At 59.7% G+C, this 26,309-nt stretch carries 21 protein-coding genes; 11 read left to right on the top strand and 10 right to left on the bottom strand.

Translation table 11 applies throughout. From position 1 onward, the window contains the following. Nucleotides 1-21: 21 nt before the first annotated feature. Nucleotides 22-759: a phosphatase PAP2 family protein gene (locus tag ACYAS9_RS30655; protein WP_463572262.1), complete on the bottom strand. Its 738-nt coding sequence runs from the start codon at nt 757-759 to the stop codon at nt 22-24. A 240-nt stretch (nt 760-999) separates the two neighbouring features. Between ACYAS9_RS30655 and ACYAS9_RS30650 the strand changes: the two genes are divergently transcribed. Both ACYAS9_RS30650 and ACYAS9_RS30645 read left to right on the top strand, forming a co-directional pair. Beyond that, nucleotides 1,000-1,674 (top strand): response regulator transcription factor, encoded by a 675-nt coding sequence (locus ACYAS9_RS30650; RefSeq protein WP_463572261.1) that lies wholly within the window; start codon nt 1,000-1,002, stop codon nt 1,672-1,674. Between the two features lie 294 nt (nt 1,675-1,968). Next, entirely contained in the window at nt 1,969-3,591 is a 1,623-nt protein-coding gene (locus ACYAS9_RS30645; RefSeq protein WP_463572260.1) for a phosphoethanolamine transferase, read from the top strand. Here the strand turns inward: ACYAS9_RS30645 and ACYAS9_RS30640 are convergent. Both ACYAS9_RS30640 and pmrG read right to left on the bottom strand, forming a co-directional pair. Then, nucleotides 3,533-4,381 (bottom strand): phosphatase PAP2 family protein, encoded by an 849-nt coding sequence (locus ACYAS9_RS30640; protein ID WP_463572259.1) that lies wholly within the window; start codon nt 4,379-4,381, stop codon nt 3,533-3,535. The genes ACYAS9_RS30645 and ACYAS9_RS30640 overlap by 59 nt on opposite strands. Continuing rightward, nucleotides 4,381-5,064: a lipopolysaccharide core heptose(II)-phosphate phosphatase PmrG gene (pmrG, locus tag ACYAS9_RS30635; protein WP_463572258.1), complete on the bottom strand. Its 684-nt coding sequence runs from the start codon at nt 5,062-5,064 to the stop codon at nt 4,381-4,383. The genes ACYAS9_RS30640 and pmrG overlap by 1 nt, the downstream gene beginning before the upstream one ends. A gap of 225 nt (nt 5,065-5,289) precedes the next feature. On the opposite strand from pmrG, the gene ACYAS9_RS30630 reads away from it, so the two are divergent. Next, entirely contained in the window at nt 5,290-6,912 is a 1,623-nt protein-coding gene (locus tag ACYAS9_RS30630) for a phosphoethanolamine transferase (RefSeq protein WP_463572257.1), read from the top strand. On the opposite strand, the gene catA is transcribed toward ACYAS9_RS30630, so the two are convergent. The 3 genes from catA to ACYAS9_RS30615 are packed head-to-tail and all read right to left on the bottom strand — an operon-like array spanning nt 6,909 to nt 9,337. Beyond that, entirely contained in the window at nt 6,909-7,838 is a 930-nt protein-coding gene (gene catA, locus ACYAS9_RS30625) for a catechol 1,2-dioxygenase (protein ID WP_463572256.1), read from the bottom strand. The two genes, ACYAS9_RS30630 and catA, sit on opposite strands and share 4 nt — an antisense overlap. A gap of 57 nt (nt 7,839-7,895) precedes the next feature. Further along, the gene (gene catC, locus ACYAS9_RS30620) at nt 7,896-8,186 is read right to left on the bottom strand and encodes a muconolactone Delta-isomerase (protein WP_463572255.1); all 291 of its coding nucleotides are present in this window, start codon (nt 8,184-8,186) and stop codon (nt 7,896-7,898) included. Between the two features lie 26 nt (nt 8,187-8,212). Continuing rightward, the gene (locus ACYAS9_RS30615; protein WP_463572254.1) at nt 8,213-9,337 is read right to left on the bottom strand and encodes a muconate cycloisomerase family protein; all 1,125 of its coding nucleotides are present in this window, start codon (nt 9,335-9,337) and stop codon (nt 8,213-8,215) included. Nucleotides 9,338-9,439: 102 nt separating this feature from the next. Between ACYAS9_RS30615 and ACYAS9_RS30610 the strand changes: the two genes are divergently transcribed. Continuing rightward, a complete protein-coding gene (locus tag ACYAS9_RS30610) occupies nt 9,440-10,306 on the top strand; it encodes a LysR family transcriptional regulator (RefSeq protein WP_463572253.1) in 867 nt (288 codons plus the stop codon). A 219-nt stretch (nt 10,307-10,525) separates the two neighbouring features. Here ACYAS9_RS30610 and ACYAS9_RS30605 read toward each other — a convergent pair whose 3' ends face one another. Continuing rightward, on the bottom strand, nt 10,526-12,694 hold the full coding sequence (locus ACYAS9_RS30605; RefSeq protein WP_463572252.1) for a TonB-dependent siderophore receptor: 2,169 nt from the start codon (nt 12,692-12,694) through the stop codon (nt 10,526-10,528). A 516-nt stretch (nt 12,695-13,210) separates the two neighbouring features. Between ACYAS9_RS30605 and ACYAS9_RS30600 the strand changes: the two genes are divergently transcribed. From ACYAS9_RS30600 to ACYAS9_RS30575, 6 genes are all read left to right on the top strand, one after another. Further along, complete coding sequence (locus ACYAS9_RS30600) at nt 13,211-15,754, top strand: TonB-dependent receptor plug domain-containing protein (protein ID WP_463572251.1); 2,544 nt, start codon at nt 13,211-13,213, stop codon at nt 15,752-15,754. Nucleotides 15,755-15,939: 185 nt separating this feature from the next. After that, nucleotides 15,940-17,586 carry an ABC transporter substrate-binding protein gene (locus ACYAS9_RS30595; protein WP_463572250.1) on the top strand — a complete coding sequence of 549 codons (1,647 nt, stop codon included), beginning with the start codon at nt 15,940-15,942 and terminating at the stop codon, nt 17,584-17,586. Then, complete coding sequence (locus tag ACYAS9_RS30590) at nt 17,583-18,533, top strand: ABC transporter permease (protein ID WP_459744307.1); 951 nt, start codon at nt 17,583-17,585, stop codon at nt 18,531-18,533. The genes ACYAS9_RS30595 and ACYAS9_RS30590 overlap by 4 nt, the downstream gene beginning before the upstream one ends. A gap of 2 nt (nt 18,534-18,535) precedes the next feature. Beyond that, the gene (locus ACYAS9_RS30585; protein WP_463572249.1) at nt 18,536-19,435 is read left to right on the top strand and encodes an ABC transporter permease; all 900 of its coding nucleotides are present in this window, start codon (nt 18,536-18,538) and stop codon (nt 19,433-19,435) included. Further along, nucleotides 19,432-21,063 (top strand): dipeptide ABC transporter ATP-binding protein, encoded by a 1,632-nt coding sequence (locus ACYAS9_RS30580; protein ID WP_463572248.1) that lies wholly within the window; start codon nt 19,432-19,434, stop codon nt 21,061-21,063. Before ACYAS9_RS30585 ends, ACYAS9_RS30580 begins: the two co-directional genes overlap by 4 nt. Before the next feature lie 220 nt (nt 21,064-21,283). Then, the gene (locus ACYAS9_RS30575; RefSeq protein ID WP_463572247.1) at nt 21,284-21,442 is read left to right on the top strand and encodes a hypothetical protein; all 159 of its coding nucleotides are present in this window, start codon (nt 21,284-21,286) and stop codon (nt 21,440-21,442) included. A 180-nt stretch (nt 21,443-21,622) separates the two neighbouring features. Here ACYAS9_RS30575 and ACYAS9_RS30570 read toward each other — a convergent pair whose 3' ends face one another. From ACYAS9_RS30570 to ACYAS9_RS30560, 3 genes are all read right to left on the bottom strand, one after another. After that, nucleotides 21,623-23,449, bottom strand: coding sequence for an ATP-binding protein (locus ACYAS9_RS30570; protein WP_463572246.1), 1,827 nt, complete (start codon nt 23,447-23,449; stop codon nt 21,623-21,625). Between the two features lie 189 nt (nt 23,450-23,638). Then, a complete protein-coding gene (locus tag ACYAS9_RS30565) occupies nt 23,639-24,637 on the bottom strand; it encodes a hypothetical protein (RefSeq protein ID WP_463572244.1) in 999 nt (332 codons plus the stop codon). A gap of 75 nt (nt 24,638-24,712) precedes the next feature. Then, a complete protein-coding gene (locus tag ACYAS9_RS30560) occupies nt 24,713-25,570 on the bottom strand; it encodes a LysR family transcriptional regulator (protein WP_463572243.1) in 858 nt (285 codons plus the stop codon). 114 nt (nt 25,571-25,684) lie between these two features. Here ACYAS9_RS30560 and ACYAS9_RS30555 point away from each other — a divergent pair, with 114 nt between their 5' ends. After that, on the top strand, nt 25,685-26,293 hold the full coding sequence (locus ACYAS9_RS30555; RefSeq protein ID WP_463572242.1) for a LysE family translocator: 609 nt from the start codon (nt 25,685-25,687) through the stop codon (nt 26,291-26,293). Nucleotides 26,294-26,309: the final 16 nt, after the last annotated feature.

The following is a 26,309-nucleotide window of genomic DNA, read 5'->3' as shown; positions in this document are numbered from 1 at the left end:
CTCCACCGTCAGGTGTACGGCTCAAGACCGTACACCTGATGTCATCAACGTCGCCCCGACCGGTTGCGGGCGATACAACAGCCAGCGGTAACACCCCAGACAGATCAGCCAGTCGAACAACAAAGTCCAGATGTTGTGCGACAGAAAGTGTGCGCCTTGCAGCATACGGCCCAGCGAAAACACCGTCCCCAATGCCAGGGCAAAACCCAACGCCAGCCGCGCGGCGCGTGGGTAGCGGTCACGCAGGGCAAAGAACAGGGCCAGCAACGAAAACCCGGTAGAAGCATGCCCGCCCGGCCAGCACATCCCTGGCTTGAGGGTCGGGGCACGCTCGCTGAGCAACGGCGTGTGGGTCTCGATGCCGCCGAATTCGGTCAGGCTCCAGGGGCATTGAACATGGGTCAAGGCCTTGAGCGGCGTGATAATCGCGGTCGACAATGCCATCGCCAGCACCACATAGCCCAGCGGTCGACGCCAGATGCGCAGCGCCGCAACCTTCCAGCTCAATACAAAGCCCAGCGCCACCAACAACACCAGTGCGATTACCGCCTGTTTGGCCCGGTCATGCAGGATGTTTTCCAGCCAGTAACTGTGCGCGCCGATAAAGCCCTCGCCCGGCACATAGAACTGCCGGCTGATGGCGTAATCCAGTGCGGTCGGATCGAAGATCAACAGGAGCAGCATGAAGGCGAGCGGGATACCCACGCCCAGGCGAAAATCGAAGGGACGTGAAGCTGCAACCGGTAATGCCTCGACCATGAACGATGCTCCGCAGCACAAAAATTGATGTGGATACTAGGGTCGGCAGGCTGAAGCAAAGATGAACGAAACGTGAGAAAAATGTCCTGTCGCCAGCGACTGAACCCTGCTGCGCGGCTGCGATGACACTTTTCTCACATTTCATTGACGTTGTGCAGACGCCTGGTCAACTAGAGTTCAGCATGCCCGGTGCTTTATGCCGGCAGTACCGATCGCAGTCTGGCCAGCACAAGACCAACAATGAACATATTAGTGATTGAAGATAACCGTGACATTCATGACAACCTCGTGGAGTTCTTTCAACTTAAAGGCCATGACGTGACCGGCGCACTGGACGGGTTGAGTGGCCTGCACCTGGCCGCCACCCAACCGTTCGACGCCATTGTGCTGGACATCATGTTGCCCGGCATCGACGGCAACAAGATCTGTCATGGCCTGCGCCAGCATTCGCGCTCTGAAGTTGCGATTCTGATGCTCAGCGCCCGCGACACACTGGAAGATCGCCTGGTGGGGTTTTCGGCCGGTGCCGATGACTATGTCACCAAGCCGTTTGCAATGACCGAAGTGCTCGCCCGGCTTGAAGCCATCGTGGCGCGTCGTCTGGGCAACCGTAATAACCGGGTGTTGATGGTCGCCGACCTGAAGCTGGACCTGGACACCCTTGAAGTGTCCCGCGCAGGCCTGCCGATCAGACTCAACCCTTCGCATCTGAAACTGCTGGAGTTGCTGATGCGCCGCAGCCCGCACCTGGTCAAACGCAAGGAACTCGAAGAAGCGCTGTGGGGCAATGACATGCCCAAGAGTGCCAGCCTGCGCAGCAACATCCACATTCTAAGACGCGCCCTCGACGGCGCGGCCGAGTGCGAGTTGCTGCACACTGTGCATGGGCTGGGGTACAAGTTGGGCGCCGCTTAGGCTCTGTACGTAAAGTGGCTGCGCTCGGCCATGCTGCGTTAAAAACCGGCTCGGAATGCTCATTTACAACACGTAAAGTCGAACGCGACTCCGACCGTTCCTCGCCGTTTTTTGCCTTGCCTGGCCTTCGCTCGCCGACTTTCCGTACAGAGCTTAGGCAACACCTGAACCAATGCTTTCAACTTTTCAAAAACCACTGCGCGATCGGCGCAGTGGCCTATCTTTCATTGGTACAGGCCTGACAAGAGCCTGATACTTTGCGCGCCTACCCATCCTCTCATGCAGTGTTCCGACATGCTGACTATCAAGCCCGTTCGTCCCGAGGTTGTGACGCTGCTCGCCAGCCTTTTCCTGTTACTGGGTTTCAACTCGACACTTTGGCAGCATGTGTTCACGATTACTGCACCCGATGCCAAAGGCCTGTTATTAAGCACCGCCTTTGCGGCACTGATTGCCATCGCCTTCAATCTGCTGCTGACCCTGGTGGCGTTCCGGCGGGTATTGAAACCGGTGCTGGTGACGCTGTTCATGCTGTCATCGGGCATTGTTTATTTCATGAACCAGTACGGGGTCATTTTCGACGCGGCCATGTTTCGCAATATGGCCGAGACCAACACCACCGAAGTGCTGGACTTGTTGTCGTTCAAGCTCTTTGTTTATCTCGGGCTGTTGGGTGTACTGCCCTCGTGGCTGCTGTATAAAATTCCGGTCCACTACCGCCGCTGGCCGGCCGAGCTGCTCAGTAAAACCCTGATCGGCCTGGGCTGTTCGGCACTGATTGCAGGCGTGGCACTGCTCAACTACCAAGGCCTGGCCTCGCTGTTTCGCAATCACCACGAACTGCACCTGATGGTGGTGCCCAGCAACTTTGTGGGTGCCGCGTTCAGCTATGCGCATGAACAGGTGCTTGCCGCCGAATCGACCTTCAACCCCATCGCCACCGATGCACAGCGCAGCCCGGCATGGGCGCAACACACACGCAAATCGCTGACGGTGCTGGTGATCGGCGAAAGCGCACGCGCCGAGAACATCGGCCTGCTCGGTTACTCGCGCAACACCACGCCACAACTGGCACGTGAAGGCGATGTGATCGCGTTCGGCAATGTGTATTCCTGCGGCACCGAAACCGCGGTGTCGGTGCCGTGCATGTTTTCCAACATGGGCCGCAAACATTACGACGCCGCCACCGCGCGCAGCCAGGAAGGCTTGCTGGACGTGCTCAAGCGCGCCGGTTTCGATGTGATCTGGCGCGATAATCAGTCCGGGTGCAAAGGCACCTGCGACCGGGTGACGGTGCAGGATGTCAGCGATGATAAAGACCCCGCCTTGTGCGCCGACCACGAATGCCGCGATGCAATCCTGCTGCGAGACGTGCAGGCCGATATCGACCACCTGCAACGCGACACCGTGCTGGTGTTGCACCAGATGGGCAGCCACGGCCCCGACTACTTCAAGCGCTACCCCAAGGATTTCGAGACATTCACCCCGGTCTGCCAGAGCAATGCGCTGAACAACTGCACCCGCGAGAGCATCGTCAACGCCTACGACAACACGTTGCTGTACACCGACCACGTACTGGCCAGCCTGATCGACATCCTGCGCAACAACCAGGACAAGGTCGACACCGCCATGCTCTACCTGTCGGACCACGGTGAATCGCTGGGCGAATACAACCTGTTCCTGCATGGCACGCCGTACTTGCTGGCCCCTGAACAACAGCGCCATGTGCCGATGCTGGCGTGGTTTTCCGAGCGTTATAAACAGTCGTTCGGCATCGACACCGATTGCCTGCGCCAGAGCCGCGACGCGGCCTTGAGCCAGGACAACCTGTTTCACTCGATGCTCGGGCTGCTTAATGTCACAACCCTTGCTTATAGCCAGTCGCTGGATATGTTTGCGCAGTGCCGACGTGGCTAGAACCTTCAAAGCGCAATGCTGATTGCGCCGGCACTTGCAACGCCGAACGCCCATAAAAGAACAGTGCCACCCATAACGTGCTGAGCCAGACGAAAATGCCTGCCCACAAGGTGTGCGACATGTAGTGCCAGCCTTGCAACACTCGGGTGGTGCCATACACGCAGCCCAGCACTATCACGATGGCCAATACCGTATTGGCGCGCTGCCAGCGATGTCGGCGCGCCACGAAGTACAGCGCAAACAGGCTGAACGCGCTGGAGGCATGCCCGCCCGGCCAGCAACGGCCGGCGCCGGCCTCTGCAAACCAGGTGAAGTTCTCGAACCAGGCCTTGTGCAGTTCAAGACCGCCATAAAGCGTGGTTTCCACCGGGCAATACACGCTGGTGTGGCTTTTAAGGTAATGAATGACACTGGTGCTCAGGGCGAAGGCCACGACAATGAAAAAGAAGTCGCGCCGGTACTCAAAGAACCACTGCAACGTGCCTGACACGCGGGCGGGCAATTTATCGCTGCGCGATTTCAGCAGCGGCCAGACAAACGATAACAGCGCGCTGATAACTGCAAACTCACCGGTCCAGTCAGGCAGGATTCTTGCCCAGCGGTGGGTAATGTTCTCGAACAATCGATCATGCCCGAACACAAACGCCCCAATGGCAGGGTCATACAACATGTCGCTGATCTGGCGGTCGAGTGTGGTCAGGTCAAATGCGACAAAGACCAGCAGCGCCAACAGCAATGGCAGCCCTAGATAGCTGCGATAAAACGTTAAACGTTGTGCAGAGGCTTTCATCAGTTAATGCTCGCGCCGGTCATATGGGCCCACTGCGAGGCATCAAGTTCGCCAATGATGCGCGGTGCATGCACACCGTCCACTTGCACGAACAAGGCCTGCGCGTAATCACTGGAACGCTGCCCGGCGCGCACGCCCATCTTGCGTTCGAACTGATCGATGCAGCCGCTATGGGTCAGTAACACCAGGTTTTCACTGGCGCTTTTATGACTGAGCACCGCCTCCTTGAAACCGTGATCGCACTCACCGACCCACGCTTGAGCCGCCACTTGCTGGCCGCGAATCAGATCAGCCGTTTGCTGGGTGCGGGTCATGGGGCTGGCGAGCATGCGGGTGCGATCAAGGCCCAGCGCCTGCAAGCCTGCGCCAACGCCCTGGGCTGCGTGCTGGCCCTGAACCGTGATGCCATCCAGCGGGCCAAGGCAAGGATTGGCGGAGCGGTCGCAGCGTTCGGCGTGGCGGATCATCACCACCACACGGCCTTGCTGCCATTGGGTTTGCAACCCCGACCAGGCCGAGCCGCTGCGGCCAAGGTCGATCACGGTAGTCGAGCTCAGCCACCAGCCGAGTGTGGCCGCCAGTGTGACCACCACCACGGCCAGCGCCAGGGTAAGACGACCGGGACGCCATGCGCGTCGTCGTGAAGTATCGAACAAAGGACTGTAGGCAATAGGAATGGGCACGGCGTAACTCCTGATCAACAACGCAATGGCCGGCACGTTAAGTTGCGCGCTGTTTCAGACGGGTCAACAGGATGTGAAAAAAAGGTCCACCGCAACGATTAAGTTCTTTCCTACCTAGAGGGCAAGAAAGACATAAACAAGGTGATATTTAGTTGGCGGACTTTTCACCAAAATTTGATAAATTCCTCCCTACAGTGCGCGGCATCGCAAACTGAGTCATTCCCTATGCTTACTATCAAACCGGTGCGCCCCGAGCGTGTGACCGCGCTCGCCAGTGTTTTCTTGCTGATCGCCTTTAACCTGCCCCTTTGGCAACATCTGTTCACGATCACGTCAGCCAATACAACCGGCCTGCTCTTGCGGGCCTCGTTCGCCATTATGGTGGCGTGCGTGTTTACTATCGTGCTGACACTCGTGGCGTTTAAACCTGTTTTAAAGCCAGTGTTGATCAGCCTGTTCATGATCAGTTCGGCCATTACTTACTTCATGAACCAGTACGGCATCGTTATCGACATCGGCATGTTGCGTAATACGGTTGAAACCAACACCACTGAAGTACTCGGGCTTATTTCCCCCTGGCTGTTTTTATACATTGTCCTGCTGGGCGTATTGCCTTCGTGGCTGCTCTGGAAAACCCCGGTCAATTATCGCCCGTGGGCCCGCGACCTGATGTTCAAAGCCTTGATCGCCCTGGGCTGCGCACTGCTGCTGGGCGCGGTTGCACTGCTCAACTATCAAGGGTTGTCTTCACTGTTTCGCAATCACCATGAATTGCGCCTGCTGGTCACACCCAGCAACTACCTGGGCGCCGCATTCAGTTACGTGCGCGAACAGGTCAGCAGTGCCCAAAAGCCCTTTAGCCGCATCGGCGAAGACGCCCGGCGCAGTGCGCAGTGGGATAAACACTCGCGCAAATCCCTGACCGTTCTGGTGATTGGCGAAAGTGCCCGCGCCGAGAACTTCGGCCTGCTCGGTTACTCGCGGGACACGACGCCGCAACTGGCGCGCGAAAACGATGTGATCGCGTTTGGCGATGTGCATTCGTGCGGCACCGAAACCGCCGTCTCCGTGCCGTGCATGTTTTCCGGCATGGGCCGTCAGCATTACAACGCCGCCACGGCCAAAAACAGCGAAGGCCTGCTCGATGTACTGCAACGTGCAGGTTTCGATGTGATCTGGCGCGATAACCAGTCCGGCTGCAAAGGCACCTGCGACCGGGTTCAGTTCCAGGATGTCAGCAATATGAAAGACGAGACGTTGTGCGCCGACAACGAATGCCGCGACGAGATCCTGTTGCGTGACCTGCAAGTGGATATCGATCACCTGCAACGCGACACCGTGCTGGTGTTGCACCAGATGGGCAGTCACGGCCCGGAATACTACAAACGCTACCCGAGCGAGTTCGAGCAATTCACCCCGGTGTGCAAGAGCAATGCGTTGAACAACTGTTCGCGTGAAAGCATCGTCAACGCCTACGACAACACGTTGCTGTACACCGACCACGTACTGGCCAGCCTGATCAATGTGTTACGGCGCAATCAGGACAAGGTCGACACCGCCATGCTGTATGTGTCCGACCATGGCGAGTCATTGGGCGAGTACAACCTGTTCCTGCACGGCACGCCTTATATGCTGGCACCGGAGCAACAACGGCATGTACCGATGCTGGCGTGGTTCTCGGAAAATTATCAGGCAGCGTTCGGGATTGATACCCGTTGCCTGATCAAGGAACGCAACACGCCGCTGAGCCACGACAACCTGTTCCATTCGATGCTGGGCTTGCTGGGCGTCCAGTCCCGGGTCTATGACCCGGAACTGGACCTTTTCGCAACATGCCGTGGCCGTTAGGCTTCCAGCGCGCGAACCCGTTCGCGGCGGCTTTCTTCTTCGGTCTGTTCGGTCGGTTGCAGCTCGAAATCGAACTCGATTTCGGCGAACTGGCCTTGCACACCGCGGGCGGCACTGCGCTCGGCGTCGTCGATGAAGTCGATGCGGGCGATCAGTTCATCGCGGGTGGCGTAGGCGAAGTCGTCGTGCAGGTACGGGTCGCCGTCCAGGTTGATCTGGGTGGTCAGGTGGCGATGGCCCGGGGCCGAGATGAAGAAGTGAATGTGCGCCGGGCGCTGGCCGTGACGGCCCAGTTGATCGAGCAGGGCCTGGGTCGGACCGTCTGGCGGGCAGCCGTAGCCGGACGGCACGATGCTCTGGAAGCGGTAGCGGCCTTGCTCGTCGGTCTGGATGCGGCGGCGCAGGTTGAATTCCGACTGCGACGGGTCGAAGTACGAGTAAGTGCCGCCGGTGTTGGCGTGCCACACATCAACAATCGCATTGGCCAGTGGCTGACCATTGACGTCGCGGACCTGGCCCTGCATGAACAGCAAGGTGCCAGCGTCGGTTCCGTCGTCCAGGCGCGCTTCGTGCAGGCTCAGCGGGGCGCCGGCCACGTACAGTGGGCCTTCGATGGTGCGCGGGGTGCCGCCGACATGGCCGGCCTGTTCATCTTCGGCGTCCAGCAGCAGGTCCAGGTAATGCTCGAGCCCCAGGCCTGCGACCAGCAGACCGGCTTCCTGGCGAGCGCCCAGTTCGTTGAAATAGTTGACCCCTTTCCAGAACTCTTCCGGGGTGATCTGCAGGTCTTCGATGATTTTGATCGAGTCGGTCAGAATGCGGTGCACCACAGTTTTCATCCGCTGGCTGCCGGCTTCCTGGTCGAAACCCGAGGCGTTTTCGAAGAACTTCTGCACTTCAGCGGTGTGGGAAATACGTACGGTCATGATGGCTTTTCCTCGTCATTATTCTTGTTCAGGCGTGAAGCATTAAGCGTTTATCAATCAACGGTCGTCGTCATGAATCGAGGACGGGTGCCGGCACAGCGGCGTGACTTCGATGTCCATGTACGGGTACAGCGGCAATTGCATCAACAGGTCGTGCAGCGCCTGGTTGTCTGCCACGTCGAAAACACTGAAGTTGGCATACAGACCCGCGATGCGCCACAGGTGACGCCAGGTGCCTTCGCGTTGCAGGCGCTGGGCCAGTTCCTTCTCATCGGCCTTGAGGCGGGCGGCCTGGTCGGCGGGCATGTCGACCGGCAGCTTGACGGTCATGCGCACGTGAAAAAGCATGGTTCGGTTCCTTATCGGTCAGGTATTCAGCGACGCGCAAAGCGCGCCAGGCGTTGTTCGTCGATTTCCAGGCCCAGGCCCGGCGTGGTCGGGATCAGCAACTGGAAGTCGCGGTACACCGGCGGCTCGACGAGGATGTCTTCGGTCAGCAGCAGCGGCCCGAACAGTTCGGTGTGCCATTCCAGCTTGTCGAGGGTGGCAAAGGCATGCGCCGAGGCCAGGGTGCCGATGCTGCCTTCGAGCATGGTGCCGCCGTACAGGCCGATGCCCGCCGCTTCGGCAATCGCGGCGGTGCGCAATACCGCACGCGGGCCGCCGGTCTTGGCGATTTTCAGGGCGAAGATCGGTGCCACACCCAGTTGCGCCAGGGTGAAGCTGTCTTGCACCGACTCGATGGCTTCATCGGCCATCAGCGGGATCGGGCTGTGGGCATTGAGGCGCACCATGCCGGCACGGTCGAAGCGCGAGAGCGGTTGCTCGATCAGCTCGACGCCGGCATCGGCCAGACGGCGGCTGGCTGAAATCGCCACCGCTTCGCTCCAGGCCTGGTTGATGTCGACCCGCACACTGGCGCGGTCGCCAAGGGCTTTTTTGATCGCGGCCACGTGAGCGATGTCGCGGCTGACATCGCCGGCACCGATCTTGAGTTTGAAGTGCCGATGACGACGGCGGTCGAGCATTTGCTCGGCTTCGTCGATGTCACGGCCGGTGTCGCCGCTGGCCAGGGTCCAGGCCACTTCGACGCCGTCACGCACACGGCCGCCGAGCACTTCGGCCACCGGCAGGCCCAGGCGTTTGCCCAGCGCGTCAAGCAAAGCGGTTTCGACCGCGCTGCGGGCGAAGGTATTGCCGCGAATGCCACGGTCGACACGCTGCATGGCTGCATTGAGGTTGCTGGCGTCCTGGCCGATCAGCAAAGGTGCAAACCAGGTGTCGAGGTTGACCTTGATGCTTTCCGGGCTTTCGCCGGCGTACGCCAGGCCGCCGATGGTGGTGGCCTCACCGACGCCAACGATGCCGTCGCTGCAACGGATGCGCAGAATCACCAAGGTCTGGCCGTGCATGGTGTGCATGGCCAGTTTGTGCGGGCGAATGGTCGGCAGGTCGACGATCAGGGTTTCAAAGCTTTCTATTGTTATTGCGGCGGTCATGGGGCTGTCCGGCTCGTCAGGGTGATCATGGCTGCATGATTGACGCTGCCCGCACGCACGGTCCAATATTGATTAAGTCTCGCTTCATACCCAGGAGGTATCGTGGAGCTGCGTCATTTGCGTTATTTCAGAGTCGTCGCCCAGACCCTGAACTTCACCCGCGCTGCCGAGCAGTTGAACATCGCCCAGCCGCCGCTGAGCCGGCAGATCCAGCAACTGGAAGAAGAATTGGGCGTCGAACTGCTGGAGCGCTCAAGACCGCTGCGCCTGACCGAGGCCGGGCGGTTTTTTCATGAGCATTCAGCGCAACTGCTGGAGCAGCTAAAACGCATCAGCGACGATACCCGCCGGGTTGCCAGCGGCAGCAAGCGCTGGCTGGGCATCGGCTTTGCGCCCTCCACGCTGTACGGCCAGCTGCCGGAACTGATCCGCCGCCTGCGCGGCTTTGGCGATGTCGAACTGGGCCTGTCCGAGTTGATCACCCTGCAGCAGATCGAGGCGCTGAAAAGCGGCCGTATCGACATCGGCTTTGGCCGCATGCTGTTCGACGACCCGGCGATCACCCAGGAAGTGCTGCGCGAAGACCCGCTGGTCGCCGCCCTGCCCGCCGGCCACCCGCTGCTGGCCGGCCCCGTCAGCCTGGAACGGCTGGCCGAAGAGCCCTTCGTGCTCTACCCCGGCAACCCACGCCCCAGCTACGCCGACCATGTGCTGGGCATCTTCAACCGCCAGGGCTTGAAGATTCATGTGGTGCAAACGGTCAACGAACTGCAGACGGCGATCGGCCTGGTGGCGGCGGGCATCGGCATTACCTTGGTGCCTGCCTCGGTGCAGCGCTTGCACCGGGATGATATTGGCTATAGCGAGCTGCTCGACAGCAGCGCGACCTCACCGATTGTGATCAGTTGGCGAGCCGGGGATGGCTCGGAGTTGTTGCGGCAGTGTTTAAGGGAGGTACGGGAAATGTGACATTTCAGTCAAGGACGACAGGTTAACGGCCTTCGTGGCTAAAGCCGCTCCTACGAGCCAGTGCCAATCAGTAAGCCTCGACGCGGTCTGTGTAGGAGGCAGCTCTGCTGGCGAATACAGTGGTGCAACCGCTACAAATGTCAGGAATAGTAGTGCTCTAAAACCAAAAACACCCCGAGCCAGTCGAGGTGTTTTCACTCTGCCAGACAGCGCTTTAAATCACAGCGTCCATTTCAACGAGACCATCAGGTTACGCGGATCGCCATACACGCCACTGCCGGAACCGGTCGGGATGCCCTGCCAGTATTTTTCGTCGGTGACGTTGTTGAGGTTGACCCGGCCATCCCAGTTTTCATTGAAGCGGTAGCCGGCCATCAGGCCCAGTACGGCGTAAGAGTCCTGTGTGGCGTAACCGGTGCCAACGACGTTGAAGGTTTCGCTCTGGGCGAAGACGTCGGCGCCCACACGCCATTTGTTCAGGTTGCCCGGCAGGTTGTAGGAGGTGGCAACCTTGAACAGATGTTTGGGCTGATTAGGGGCGAACAGGCGGCCTTCGTTACGCTCGTTGGCATCTTTCACGTATTGGCTGAGCACATAGGTGTAGGACGCGGAGAACTGCCAGTCCGGGGTCAGCGCACCGGTCAGTTCGGCGTCGATACCGCGGCTGCGCACTTCACCGGCGGCCTCGTAGCAGGTGCGGTTTTGCGCCTGGCAAGCGGCTGGCTGGGCGGTCAACGCATAAGCGCGATTTTCCTGGGTCATGTCGAACAGTGCCACGGAAGCGTTCAGGCCTCCGTCGAAGTACTCACCCTTGATACCGATTTCGTAGCTTTCGCCGGTCATCGGGTCGAGCACCGTACCGCTGGCGTTCTCCTCACTTTGCGGCTTGAAGATCTGGGTGTAACTGCCGTACACCGAATAGGTGTCGTTGAGGTCGTAGATCACGCCAGCATACGGAGTGACTTCTTGAGTCACCTTGTACGAATCACCGCTGACACGGTTTTCGTAGTCGAACCAGCTCAGGCGGCTGCCAACGATGACATGCAGTGGTTCGATCGGATTGAAACGCGCAGCGGCGTAGACACTCTTCTCGATGCTGGTGTTACGGCCGGCATACGGGTTGCGTACAGCCGACGATGGCTTGGCAATCGCGCTGTGGCTGAAATTGTAGGGGTCGATAGCTGTGCCCTGCCCCCACCATCCGCCACTCTGGTCGAACTTCTCTTCGCGACGACTGGCACCGAACACCAGTTCATGTTCACGGCCCAGCAACTGGAACGGTCCGGACAGCGTGGCATCGAGGTTGGTCTGGTCGTCGGTGTTAAAATACTGGCCCGAGTACTGCTCCAGGACGGGGCCGTTGTAGCTCAGGTAACTGGAAAACGTATCCGCCTCGGCCCAGATCTTCTGCGCCGCCACCTTACCGGTCCAGCCGTTATCGAAGCGGTGGGTCAGGTCGGTAAACAGGCTGTAGTTGTCCTTGTCCCAGTACGACCAGTCGTTACTCAGGAAGGTCGAGCGCGAAAGCCCCAGGTTTTCACCATTCGGACCACTGGGCAGACTGCCCCAGTCGGAGGTGTTGTCGTCGCGCTGCTTGGAGGCCCCAATCGTCCAGGTGGTGCGCTCGCTCAGATCGGCTTCGACGATGCCGTAGAAGGTCTGGCGTTCACTTTCGCGCACATCCTGAAAGCTGTTGCCGGTCTGTGCAGCGGCCACGACACGGCCACGCAGGGTGCCGGATTCGTTGAGTTTGTTCGACGCATCCACCTCAAGGCGATAACGGTCCCAGCTACCGGCGCTGGTGGTCACGCTGACCTGCGGCGTGGCGGTCGGACGCTTGCGCACCAGATTGAGGGTCGCTGCCGGGCTACCGGCACCGGTCATCAGGCCGGTGGCGCCACGCACCACCTCGACCCGGTCGTACATCGCCAGGTCAGCCCCGGAAATAGTGTCTTGGGTGAAGCTGCCCACCGTGGTCGGCAACCCGTCGTACATCAGGTTATCGATCTTGAAACCGCGCGACAGGAATTCCAGACGGTCCGATCCGTACTTGCGCAGGGTGATACCGGGGGCGTACTTGACCAGTTCATTGAGGTCATTCATGCCCTGATCTTCGATGCGCTGACGGGTGATCACGCTCACCGACTGCGGGGTTTCGCGGATCGATAATGGCAGCTTGGTCGCGGTGCTCATGGCACCGGTGGTGTACGACTGCGTCCCTTCCGTGGTCGCAGCGCCGGCAAGGTTGCCCTGCGCATTAATGTTGACGCTGTCCAGGTTCACGGTGCCCGTCGCTGGCGGGGTGGTATTGACCGGAGCGGCCAGTGCGTGTGCCGAAAGCCCTAGGGCGATGGCGCCGGGCAGCATGGGCAAGAAGGGACGAATCATCTTGTTTTCCTACAGTGATCAGAGCGGTGGACTACGTGAAAGGCGGCGAGGTTAGCATCTTTTAACAACAGCAAATAGCAACGATTCGTACTTGCAGCCACATCCGGTCGGAATATTTGTTACAGGTTGTACGACGTCGCCTCTCTTCTGCTTATCCAATAGCTAGAGCCTTTAATCACTCCACAGGGGTTATTTTTGTTTTGTTAAGACAGACCTTCGCGTTAATCAGTTTTTTGCATAATAAAAAATCAGATAATTATTTATTTTCACTATTAGCTTATTCCTAAAAAGAATTTTCCAGAGCTTTTTTATAAATATACGATTCAAGCCAGATCCCCACCGGGCACCTCCCGGACCGCAAGCGACACCCGAGCGACCCCACCACCACCGCATCGCTCCAGAACAATCAGACACGCGCCGCACCGCTCACACACTTGGGTCGGGCAGGCGCCCAAAGCCAATACGGCATGCCGCCGCCAACCGGCATCGCCAACGCTGTCATCTGGAAATGCATTCATGAATCAACCGTTATCGATCACTGCGCGCCCCTTTCTGAAAACTGCTCCGGCGCGTGCCGGCATGGCTTTGTCGAGCCTGACGCTGGCCTGCCTGCTGGCGCCCGCGGTGCAGGCTGAAACCGCCGAGGATGCGCGCCTTGATACTGTCACTGTCATTTCCACCGGGGTGCGTGGGGCACAACGGACCGTGGCTGACAGCCCGACGCCGATCGATATCATCAACGCCGACCAACTGCTCAAGACCGGGCGTGCCGAGTTGTCGGAGGCCATTTCCAAGCTGCTGCCGTCGTTCAACTTCGGCGCCAACACCTCGGGCTTTCAGTCCACCACCCGGCCGCTGACCAACCGCGGCCTGGGCCCGGCCTACACGCTGGTGCTGGTCAACGGCAAGCGCCGCCATAACGGCGCGATGCCCTCTGGCGGTAACGTCGATACCAGCGGCGCCAACGCCGTGGACCTGGACCTGATTCCGGTCAGCGCCGTGGAGCGCATCGAGGTGCTGAAAGACAGCGCCGCCGCGCAGTACGGCTCCGACGCGGTAGCCGGTGTGATCAACGTGATCCTCAAGTCCGGGCCTTCCGGCGGCCACTTCGAGACCAGTTATGGCCAGTTGACCGATGGCCAGGGCGAGAACATCAAGTTCGCGGGTAACAAAGGCTTCGCCATCGGCGATGGCGGCTTCCTGCAACTGTCCGGCGATGCGCGCAAGCGCAACCAGGCGTTTTTGTACGACAAGGCCGATGCCAACTACCGTGGCTACGCGCCGGGCGATGCACGCCAGGACACCTGGGACCGTCGCGCCCTGAAGAACGGCGACCCGGACCTTGAGGCGTTCAACCTCGGTTACAACGCCGAGCTGCCGCTGACCGACAGCACCAAGGTGTATTCCTACGCCACCTACGGCGAGCGCGATGCACAGATTTACAACAACAAGCGCCTGGCCTACAGCACCGCGTCGATCCCGGAGCTGTTCCCCGATGGCTATGACCCGCTGAACAATATCAAGGACACCGACTGGCAGTTTCTGGTCGGCGGCAAGGGTGAGATCGGCGAGTGGAACTGGGACCTGTCGACCACTTACGGGCGCAACAAGAACCACCACTCCAGCGACCTGACCATCAACCCCACGTATGGCCCGTTGTCGCCGACCTCGTTCGATGACCTGGCCACTTTGCAGTTCGACCAGTGGGTCAATAACTTCGACATCACACGGCATTACGACAGCCTGCCGCTGCTGCCCTTCCCTGTGCAGGTGTCGGCCGGTCTTGAGCATCGCTGGGAACGCTTCCAGACCTTCGCAGGTTCCGCCGACGCCTACACAGTCGGCAGCTACACCTACCCGCAGTTTCTTGCCGATGGCAGCCGCAACCCGCTTTACACCCTCAGCACCAACAGTGGCCTGAGCGGCGGGCCGAGCCGTGGCGCGCAATCGGCGCTGGTGATCCGTCCCGAAGACGAAGCGGACCTTGACCGCAACAACTTCGCCGGTTACCTGGACTTCGGCCTGAACCCCAGCGAGCGCTGGTACATCGGCCTGGCCGGTCGGGTCGAGCATTATGACGACATCAAGAAGAACACCTTCGCCCTCAAGCTCAACTCGCGTTACGAACTGACCGACACCGTGGCCGTGCGCGGCACCATCGGCACCGGTTTCCGTGCCCCGTCGCTGACTCAGCTGGGTTACTCGGTGGCCGACAACCGCACCGGCGTCAATGCCGACGGCGTGGTGGTGCCGGCGCTGCGCTATACAGCAACGCCCGGCAGTGCGCTGGCCAAGGCCTTTGGCGCCAGCGAGCTGGACCCGGAGAAAACCCGCAACATCGGCCTGGGCCTGACCTGGCAACCGGCACGCCGCACCAGCGTGACCCTGGACGCCTACGTGGTCGATATCGACGACCGCATCGTGCTGTCGCAAGACATCTATGACCGCGGCAACGGCAGCATCAACAGCACCTTGCGCTCGCTGGGCGTGGCCGAAGGTTCGTGGGTGACTTACTACACCAACGCCTTCGACACCCGCACCCGTGGCCTGGACCTGGTGTTCGACCACCTGACGCCGCTGGGCGGTTTTGGCGATGTGCGCTGGAGCGCCGCATTCAACTGGAACAAGACCACGGTCGAAGGCCGCCGCGACACGCCAGCCGACCTGACCGCCTCGGGCATCTCGGTGGTCGGCCATGCCGCCGAAGGCAACCTGGTCGCCGCCTCGCCGAAAACCAAATGGGTGCTGGGTGCCAACTGGAGCATCGACAAGTTCGTGGTCAACCTGCAAACCACCCGCTACGGCAAAGTCGAAACCTGGGCACAGAACGCCACGGCCGACCGCAGCTTCGACGCCAAGTGGATCACCGACCTGGACATCGCCTACTCGGTCACTGACAACCTGACCGCCAGCGTCGGCGGCACCAACATTTTCAACACCTACCCGGAGCGCAACGGCGTGGTCGCCCTGCCTTCCAACGGCGGCCAGGGCGTGTACGGCAACCCGCCGTTCAGCCCGAACGGCGGCTTCTGGTACACCAAACTGGCGTACGACTTCTAACCAGGCAGCACAAACAATCACGTAGGAGCGAGCGTAGAGCTCGCGAATAGGCCGATAAGGCTCACATATCTTTATTGCCTGGCCGTAAGCATTCGCGAGCTCGCGCTCACTCCTACGGAACCAACTGAGCTTTTGCAAACGCTACACCGGCCCTAAACAAACAGAATTGATACAAGGACGAAACCATGACCAACGCTGTTTTCCCCGGCCGCCTGCTGGCCTCCTTCGCCCTGACCCTGGCCCTTGCGGGTTGCTCGCCATCAGGTGATGAAGCCGCCAGCAAAACCCTGAACATCGCCTTCTGGGGCGACAACACCACGCTGGTCAGTGTCGACCCCTTCCAGGTCTACTGGCTGGAACACCGCGTGCTGCTGCGCAACGTCGCCGAGTCGCTGACCGATCAGGACCCGGACACCGGCAAGATCATCCCCTGGCTGGCCAAAAGCTGGGAAGTCAGCAGCGACGCACTGAGCTACACCTTCACGCTGCGTGACGACGTGACCTTCAGCAACGGCGAGCGCTTCGATGCCAAGGCCGTGAAAGCCGCCTTCGACAGCAACAAGGCGTTCGCCACCGAACTGCCGGCCACCTTCGGCGCGACCTATCTGGCGGGCTTCGACCACGCCGAAGTGGTCGATGACTTCACGGTCAAGCTGGTGCTGTCGAAACCCAACGCGGGCTTTCTGCAAGCCACCTCCACCACTAACCTGTCGATCCTCGCGCCGGCCTCTTACAAGCTGAGCGCCAAGGAGCGTTCGCTGGGCAAGATCATCGGCACCGGCCCGTTCACCCTGGAACACTACACGCCGGAAACCGGCGCCAAGCTGGTCAAGCGCAAGGGGTATCACTGGGCATCAGCCAACAACAAGAACCAGGGCGAAGCCCATCTGGACACGGTGGAGATCAGCTATATCCCCGAAGAAAGCGTGCGCAATGGCCTGTTCCTGCAAGGCAAGGCCGACATTCTCTGGCCGCGCAACCCGTTCTCGGAAGTCGACCTCAAGCTGTTCAAATCCAAGGGCGCGACCATTCAGAGCCGCTCGCTGCCAGGCCCGTCGCTCAACCTGTTCCCCAACACCCGTGGCGAACGCCTGCTGAGCGACAAGCAGATTCGCCTGGCGCTGCAAAAAGCCATCGACCGCAAGACCTACGCCAGCACCGTGTACAACGCTGAATTCCCGGTGGTCACCGGAATCTTCGATGTCACCACGCCGTACTTCAAGGACCAGAGCGCCAAACTGGCCTACGACCCGGCCGGCGCCGAGAAACTGCTCGATACCGCAGGCTGGGCCAAGGGCACCGACGGCTACCGCTACAAGGACGGCAAGCGCCTGAGCCTGAGCTACAACATCAGCCCCGCCGAAACCGCAGGCGACGTGCTGATTCAGGACCAGCTGCGCAAGGTCGGCGTCGACCTCAAACTCAGTGTCGTGACCCGCGCCGAATGGGTGGCCAACAACTCCTCGGGCAACTACGACCTGAGCATCAACTACATGACCCGCGCCGACCCGATCATCCTGCAAACCATCCTCGACCCGCGCGCCGCCAACAGCGCAGCCCTGGCCACCAACATCTACGAGCCGCAAACCCTGGAAAAAGCCAAGGCCCTGTTCGACGCCGGCATCACCGCCACGCAAAGCGCACAACGCGCCCAGGCCTACGGCGAACTGCAAGACCTGCTGATTGACGAAGGCTCGGCGCTGCCGGTCTACGAGCGCGTCTGGCAAGCCGCAACGTCGGCCAAGGTGAAAAACTTCCGCTGGACCGCTGAAGGCTTCGCCCTGCTGGGTGATATCGAACTGGGTGGTAAAAACGAGGCCGGCAAACCATGAACCGCTATCTGATCGGCCGCGTCGGCCAGGCATTACTGGTGCTGTGGGGTGCCTACACCATCACCTACTTCATCCTCTACATGCTGCCGGGCGACACGTTGTCGATCATGCTCAGCGCCTCGGGTCTGGAGGCCGACGCGCTGTCGCCCGAAGACCTGGCCAAGGCCCGCGCCTATTACGGGCTGGACAAGGGCATCTTCGAGCAGTACTTCGACCTGGTCTGGCATGCGCTACAGGGTGACTTCGGTCAGTCGCTGTCGCTCAACCGCCCGGTCGCCGAACTACTTGGCGAGCGCCTGCCGCAAACCCTGGCGCTGGCCGGCATGGCCATCGTGCTGTCGTTGATCGGCGGAGTGGGCCTGGCCTACCTGACGTCCTACGTGCGCTTTGCACCGCTGAAAGTCGCCCTGGCGCGCTTGCCGTCGCTGGGCTTTTCGGTGCCGGTGTTCTGGATGGGCCTGCTGCTGATCCAGGTCTTCGCCTTCAGCCTGGGCTGGTTTCCGGCCACCGGCAGCAAAGGCTTTGAAAGCCTGATCCTGCCCGCCGTGACCCTGGCGATTCCGAGTGCGGCGGTGTACGCGCAAGTGCTGCAACGAGGCTTTCAAGGGGTCTGGAAAGAGCCCTACATCACCACCGCCTACGCCAAGGGCCTGAGCCGTGGCCAGGTGCAGTTGCGCCACGGCTTCAAGAACGCCGCCCTGCCGATCCTGACCCTGATCGGCCTGCAAGTCGGCAATACCGTGTCGGGTGCGGTGCTGGTCGAAACCATCTTCGCCCGTTCCGGCGTCGGTCGTCTGGCCCAGGAAGCGGTGCTGCGCCAGGACATTCCGGTGGTGCTCGGCATCGTTGCCGTGTCGGCGGCGGCCTTTGTCGTGATCAACCTGATCGTCGACCTGCTCTATCCCTACCTCGACCCCCGAATCACTCACGCGCCCAAGGTGTCGTAGCCATGATCCCCACCGATACCCGCCTGTTGCCTGAAAGCACCCTCAAATCCAGCGCCCCGTGGCGCCGACGCAGCCGCCTGCAACGCATCAGCACCGCGCTGCTGCCGTTGCTACGCCGCCCCGGCTTCACGGCGGCGGTGCTGATCGTCGCCTTTGCCCTGGTCGCCGCCCTGGTGCCGTCGTGGCTGACCAGCTTCGACCCGTACGCGACCTCGCCGGTCGACAAGCTCACCGCGCCGAACCTGACCCACTGGTTCGGCACCGATGAACTGGGCCGCGACCTGTTTACCCGCGTGGTGTACGGCTCCAGCCTCTCGGTGCAGGCCGCCTTGCTGGCGGTGGGCATCGCGCTGGTCGGCGGCCTGGGCCTGGGCGTGCTGTCGGGCTTTGCCGGCGGACGGGTCGATGCGGTGATCATGCGCTTCGTCGATGTGCTGCTCGCCCTGCCCGGCCTGCTGCTGGCACTGGCGATCGTCACCGCCATCGGCTTTGGCACCGTGCCGGTGGCCATCGCGGTGGGCGTCGGCATCATTCCGGGCTTTGCCCGTACGACGCGCGCCGAAGTGCTGCGGGTCAAGACCCTGCCCTATGTCGAAGCCGCGCGTCTGGGTGGCGCCAGTTGGGGCCGCACCTTGTTCCGGCACATCCTGCCCAATGCCTGGGGCCCGGTGGCCGTGCTCGCCACCCTGGATTTTGGCGCCGCGATTCTGGCCACCGCGGGCTTGAGTTTTCTCGGCTTTGGCGCTGCACCACCGGCCGCCGAATGGGGCACGTTGATCGCCAACGGCCGGCACTTTCTGATCACCGCACCGTGGGTCTCGCTACTCCCCGGTCTGTTTGTCGTGGCCGTGGTGTTCAGCCTCAACCATATCGCCCGCACCCTTGAGGAGAACCCGCGATGAGCCTTACGCCAGCCCTGATCGACATTCGCCAACTGGCCGTGACCTACGCCTCTGCCGGACAGACTACCCAAGCGGTGCGCGCTGTCTCGTTCAGCGTGGCCCAGGGCGAAACCGTCGCCATCGTCGGCGAGTCCGGCTCGGGCAAATCGACCCTGGCCAACGCCATCCTCGGCCTGCTGCCCGACAGCGCGCGCATCACCGACGGCCAGCTGTGGGTCGACGGCACTGACCTGAGCAACGCCAGCGAACGGCAGAAACGCCAGTTGCGCGGCCGCACCATTGGTCTTGTGCCACAAGACCCGATGGTCAGCCTCAACCCGACCCTGCGCATCGGCCAACAGATCGGCGAAGCGCTGATCCTCGCCCACGGCCGCCGTTACCCGGCGGTCGACGCCGACATCATCGAGCTGCTGCAACAGGTCGGCCTCGACAAACCCGAGCTGCGCGCCCGCCAGTACCCGCACGAACTGTCGGGCGGCATGCGCCAGCGCGTGCTGATCGCCATCGCGCTGGCCGGCAACCCACGGCTGATCATCGCCGACGAACCGACCAGTGCGCTGGACGTCACCGTCCAACGCAAGATCCTCGATCACCTGCAAGCGCTGGTCAGCGAGCGCGGCATCTCGCTGCTGATCATCACCCACGACCTGGGCGTCGCCACCGACCGCGCCGACCGCATTCTGGTGATGAAACAAGGCCAACTGGTCGAGCAAGGCCCGCCCAGGCAAATCGTCGCCAACCCGCAACACGACTACACCCGCGCCCTGCTCGCCGCCGCGCCCGCCTTCGGCCATCGCCGCCAGGCACCGCTGCGTGCATCGGCAGGTGTGAGCCCGATTCTGAGTTTGCAGGGAGTGGGCAAAGTGTTCGAGCTGCCCAAAGTCAAAGGCGAAGACAACCAGTTTGTCGCGCTGCACGACTTGAATCTTGAGGTCTATCCGGGGCAAACCCTGGCCATCGTTGGCGAATCCGGCTCGGGCAAAAGCACCGCCCTGCGCATAGCCCTGGGCCTGGAAAAACCGACCCACGGCCGGGTGTTGTTCGAACAGCAGGACGTCACCGATTTGAGCTGGCGCGAGTTTCGCCCGCTGCGTCGGCGCATCCAGCTGGTACAGCAAAACCCCTTCGCCGCGCTGGACCCGCGCTTCACGATTTTCGACAGCATTGTTGAGCCGCTGGTGTCGTTCGGCCTGCTCAAAGGCGAAGCACTGGAACAGGCGGCGCGGGAGTTGATCAGCCGCGTGCATCTGCCGGTGAGTTATCTGGACCGTTTGCCGAGGGAACTGTCAGGCGGACAACGCCAGCGCGTGGCGATTGCTCGGACTCTGGCGCTGAAGCCGGATTTGCTGCTGCTGGATGAACCGGTGAGCGCGCTGGATGTGTCGGTGCAGGCGCAGATTCTGGACTTGCTCGAAGAGCTGCAAAGGGAGTTGGGGATTGCGTATGTGCTGGTGTCGCATGACCTCTCGGTTGTGGCGAGTGTCGCGCATCAAGTGCTGGTACTGCGCAATGGCCAGGTGGTGGAACATGGCGGGGTGGATCGCGTGTTCAACGAGCCGGAAAGTGACTATACGAAAGAATTGATTGCCGCGATTCCTGGGCGGCCGGCGGAGAGTCTGGTGGCTTGAACATAGATATAAAGATCACCCCCACTCGTAGGAGCGGCTTTAGCCGCGATTGAGTGCGAAGCACTCACAGAAATCTGCGAAACGCTGAAAATTTACGGCTGCTAACGCAGCCGGTCGCGGTGGTCCGACATTCCAGCAAGCGCGCTACCGGCGCTGTGTTTACTGCTCGGCAGCGGTGTGTCAGCAACACAGCACTGCTACCTACAGGACAGTTCAAACCATGGAAATCCGTACCGTCAAGGATGAGGACGTCCCGCAGCTACTGACGCTCTACCGCCATCTCAACCCCGACGACACAGATACCGACCTGGCAGACGCCAAAACAAATCTCGATCTGCTAAACGCTATCCATGCAGCGATATCTTCATCGGCTGCCTGAATAAAAAAATCGTCGCGACCTGCACGTTGATCATCATCATCCTCAACCTCACCCGTGGCGGTAATCAATGAGTCGGACGGTTACGACTTTGATCCCTGTAAAGAGCGAGTGGTAATTGTCACGGTCAATGAGTTCCTCTCGTGGAATGGGCACGATGATGGATGCCTTCCGATTCGATGGCTACGCCAGCATGTCGCCCAACCGACGAAGCCAGCCCCGAACCTCCCCTTCAGGATCTCGCTCATCCAGCATTACCGCCGTCATACAAGGGAAGGCCTGCTGAGCAAGCTTCCTTTTCGCATTGGAATCTTTTAGAGGCTTTCCACTGCCAGAATAAGCTACGAATGCTTCCCCAAAGATCTTGGGTGTTGCTTTGCCCTCAACCGGATGATCGGTGACCTCGATACCGAAACCAAACGCCATCTGGATAGCATCCCTATGCAGGTAGCTTTCAATCTCGTGTTTGGTGGTGACAACTGCCCACGAGCCGTTCTCCCGCTCATTTACCTTCCTAGCGGATTCGGCATACTCAGGTACATCTCCATCATAGATATGCACCTCACGCTTGTTGAGGCCGCGCAAGTAGTGCTGGTTGACCCAATGCTCTAACGTACCTCCGCCGAGGACAACGAAAGCCAGGCGCTCATCAGATATTAGGTTCGGCAGCGTTGCATCAGCTTGATGTAGCGCATAAGACAGAGCCTTCAACGCCAAGACGTCGGTGGGCCCCTCGACGCACACCAAGACTTGGACACGGCTGTCCGGAGTTACGCCAAGCGCTTCTGCTACTTGGCCGAAGGCATCGACCCCTGATTGAATACGCGGTTTCTTAGTCTCAGGATGGCGCGAAACGTAGCGGATACTTTCCTGAGGCAGCGAGGAAGCGAAGCCGGGGCTGTGGGTAGTCAGAAGTACTTGGCAGCCTGGGTCTTCTGACAGGGTCTTGAATGAGTCGATAAGGATGCGTTGGTTATTCGGATGCTGCGCTGTTTCTGGCTCCTCAACAGCATAGATGATGCTGCGCTTAGCGCTGGTTTTGAGACGACGCTCCGCCTCCGCCTTGAAAAAACTGACTAAAACCAATCGCCGTACGCCGCTACCCCTTTTGTTCAACGGGATGCCGTCGTCGGTGTTCAAGCCAAGAGAGAACAAGCTCTGCCATTTTGCTGCGGTGGGCGGGCTGAACTCGGGTGTCAGTTCGCTGGCAAGGTTCGGATCAATCGTGGCTAATGCTGCGTGAGTGCTCTGCGCAATTTCCTCCGCCTTCTCACGCACCTTAGCTTGAATGCGCGCAATATCCTCCTGAACTTCTGCGATCGCAGCAGCTACGGCTGCCTTCATGGGGCTCTGGACCTCGTCATCGGAATCGCGACTACTCCGATCACTTTGGAACAACGCGAACATAGGCAAGTGCGGCTCAATCTGCTCCCAAATCCGCTTTACATCTTCTTTTGGCCTGCCCACCGGGATAGCGACCTCCTGGATCTGCAGGTCGTCGGCGGCGGCCCAAATAGCGCGTCGCATGCCGGGATTGCCCTTCAAAGGGACTTCAATTCCGAGGTCTCTGACTTTTTTCTGAAGCTCTTTCTCTTTCAGTTCTAGCAGATTGCCATAGGAGGCGGCAGTGGGATGGTTAGCGATGACCAAAACCTCTGCGGACGGTTTCTTGCTCGTACAATCGAAGGTCTTTCGGATCTTCAACTGCCCATCCTTGGTCAATAGGTATTCATCGGCCAAACTGGTTTCAGCGCCGGCATCTAGGGTGAGTGAGAGTGGAACATCCGAAAACTCGCATGTAATTGAGACGATTTTTTCAGAGTTGTGAACGTTTGCATCGCCTTGTTCCATGGAGACAATATCCCCGTTGAAGAAGATCTCCAAAGCTTCCAGGATGGTCGACTTACCAATATCATTTCGGCCTACAAAAGTCGTCAAATCGTCGAATACGACTCGAGTTTCTTCCCCATAGCAGCGGAAGTTAGTGACGCTGACTGCTTCTAAACGCATGTTATCGCTCTCCCTGAGCATCGTCTCAACAGCCAGATCGGCTACACGTCGAAAATGCCTTGGAGTAATTTGTGAGGTAACGGGAGTGAATGGATTAGAAAACGCCAGCCCGTCGCCCAAGCCTTAAACCGCACACAAACTCCCCGTTAAATTGATGCCCTTGAGCTAGTCACTTATCTCTCGGCGAGCCTAAAGAGCAAACTGCCGAGCATCAAGGGCACCCACTGACGAGAATCCGCCGCCCTTCTTGAAACTCATGTTATGCACAAAGTTCTTCATCGCATCCGACGGATCAACCGCCTCAAGATTAAGCCCTCCAACCGTGGCCCGTGAAAACGCAACGCTGAGAATCGGCTGTTCTTCCATATGCCCAGTTGCACCATTGATCATGTTATCCAGCGCAGTCACGATCACCAGGTCATCCGGCAGAATGGCCAAAAGCTCTCGCCCCACTCGAAGCGCACAGCTACAGACGTAGTCCTGATGCAATTCATTGAAACGTCCAACCGGCATGGCTTTGGTCGATAACTTTCCACTTTTAAGCAGCGACTTGATTTCTTTCGGAATCACGTGAGAGCCATGGATCGCCAGTCTAGCTTCAAGAACGCCGCTGTCATGCACGATAATATTTATCCCGGAGCCAAGATGCGAAACTTCAGAAAGCGGTTCAAACGCCTCAATGGCATCAAGCTTGGCTTGGTGATCACCACTGAGAATTCGTAAGGTGATGTCTCGCTCATCAGCCCATTCGGAGTGGGCTGTGTTCCACTCTTTGAGTTCTGCCTGATAACGATTTTGATCTTCGATCTGCGCGATTCCAATTTTTGCAATCAACGCATCACGTTGCCGGGTTTCCAACTTGAAAAGGCGCGCCCAAAAATTGGGTCGATACGTTTCTGAATCGTGCTTGGCCGCGAGCTCATGTGAGTCATTTTTCTCAGGTTTTACGGGTTCAGGCTTTGAGAGAACTTGCTTCCACTTGATGGTTTCTCCGCATTCCTTGTGCATGGAAAGGAGTACATCCAGGTGGTTTTCGTACACCTCAACTTCGTAAGCAGCCTGCTCAAGAGCCTCCATCCGGGAGTACTCTTTTTGCTTGCGTTCCAGCTCACGCTGTCTGCGATGAGCGTTGCGCTCTGCTCGCCGTGCCGATGCCTGAAGCGAACGTACAGTCCCTTTCCATCCCATTTTTGCTCTCCTTTGCTAATGGCAAGCATGATGGCACATTAGCGCAAGTCCAATCTAGATAGCAGATATCTACCCCTATCCCCTTAACGCCCCAATAATAAACGCATGCAGACTATTGACCGCCTTCGACCCACGAGAAGCCCGGCTGCGTAGAACCGACACGTCCATCGGTTCAATAGTCCCCACCCCATGCTCACCACTCAAAACCTGAAGCGAGGCCTGCACGCTGCACTGGGTAATCGCCGCAATCGCCAGCCCGCCCTCCACCGCCGCCACTTGCCCGGCAAGGCTGGAGCTGTTGTAGACCACTTTGAATTGGCGCCCCAACTGGGTCAGCGAGTTCACCGCATAACGCCGCGCCAGGCTTTCGCTTTCATACACGGCGATCGGCACCGGGTCTCGCCGCCACAGTTCGAACTGCGGTGAGCCGACCCAGACCATGGGTTCCTTGAACAGCAAAGTACCGGTTTGCGGCGAGTCTCTGGAGACCAATGCAAGGTCCAGATCGCCGCTTCGCACGCGCGGGATAAGCGTGGTCGATTGTTCACAGGTGAGTTCTATTTCTACGCCGGCATAGCGTGGGGAAAAACGCTTCAGCACCGGCGTCAGGTACCTGGCCGCGTAGTCTTCGGCAACGCCCAGGCGGATTCGACCGGTGAGTTCTTCACCATGAAAAGCCGCTTGAGTCTCGGCATGCAGGGCAAGCAGACGCCGGGCGTAGCTCAGCAATGTCTGGCCGTCATCGGTCAGTTGCAGGTGCCTCGGGCCACGATTCAATACCTGCCGTCCCAGTGCGGCTTCCAGCTTCTTCAACTGCATGCTGACCGCAGACTGCGAGCGGTTGACCTCATGGGCGGCGCCTGAGAGAGAGCCGGCATCGACCACGGCCACGAAGCATTTGAGCCAGTCGATCTGCAAATCACCGGCAGACATGGCGGCTTCCTCTATTCGTTAATCGAATGGTAAAGACGTGAATTATGCGCTTTTCATGACAGTAGCTCACTCGCAAGATGTTGCCCTGCATCACCCACTACTGGATTTGATCACATGCCATTCGAGACCTGGTTGCTTTATCTGATTACCTGCTGCGGCATCTCGGTGGTGCCAGGGCCCAATGCGTTATTGGTGCTGACCCACGGCGCCATCCATGGCAGTCGCAAAGCCCTGTTCACGATCAGCGGCGGCGTGCTCGGTTTTGCCATCGTGCTGGCGCTGTGTTCGTTGGGGCTGGGCGCACTGATCCAGGCGTCGGTCACCTGGTTCACGGTATTGAAAGTGGTCGGCGGGCTGTACCTGATCTGGCTGGGTTTCGGGTTGTGGCGCTCGGCACCGGTCAGCCTTGAGACGAGCGTGACTGCACACTTTCGCGGCTGGTCATTGTTTCGCCAAGGGCTGTTATCGGCCATTTCCAATCCCAAGGCACTGCTGTTGTTTGTCGCGCTGATTCCGCCGTTTCTGGACCCGCACAGAAACATCATTGCGCAGACGGCTGCCGTTGCGCTGACGTATGCGGTGGTGGAGTTTATCGTTGAGTATTCGGTGGCCAGCGCGGCGCATAAGGTCAGGCCATGGCTGGCGCGAACCGGGCGGCGATTCAATAAGGTGTGCGGTGGGTTTTTTGTGTTGTTTGGGGTGGCGTTACCCATTCATAGTTGAGGTTGAGGGTTGGGGT

Source organism: Pseudomonas sp. HP_08 (genome assembly GCF_055284095.1).
Note: the sequence above shows the minus strand (reverse complement) of the source record. Positions and strands in the feature narration are given on the sequence as shown.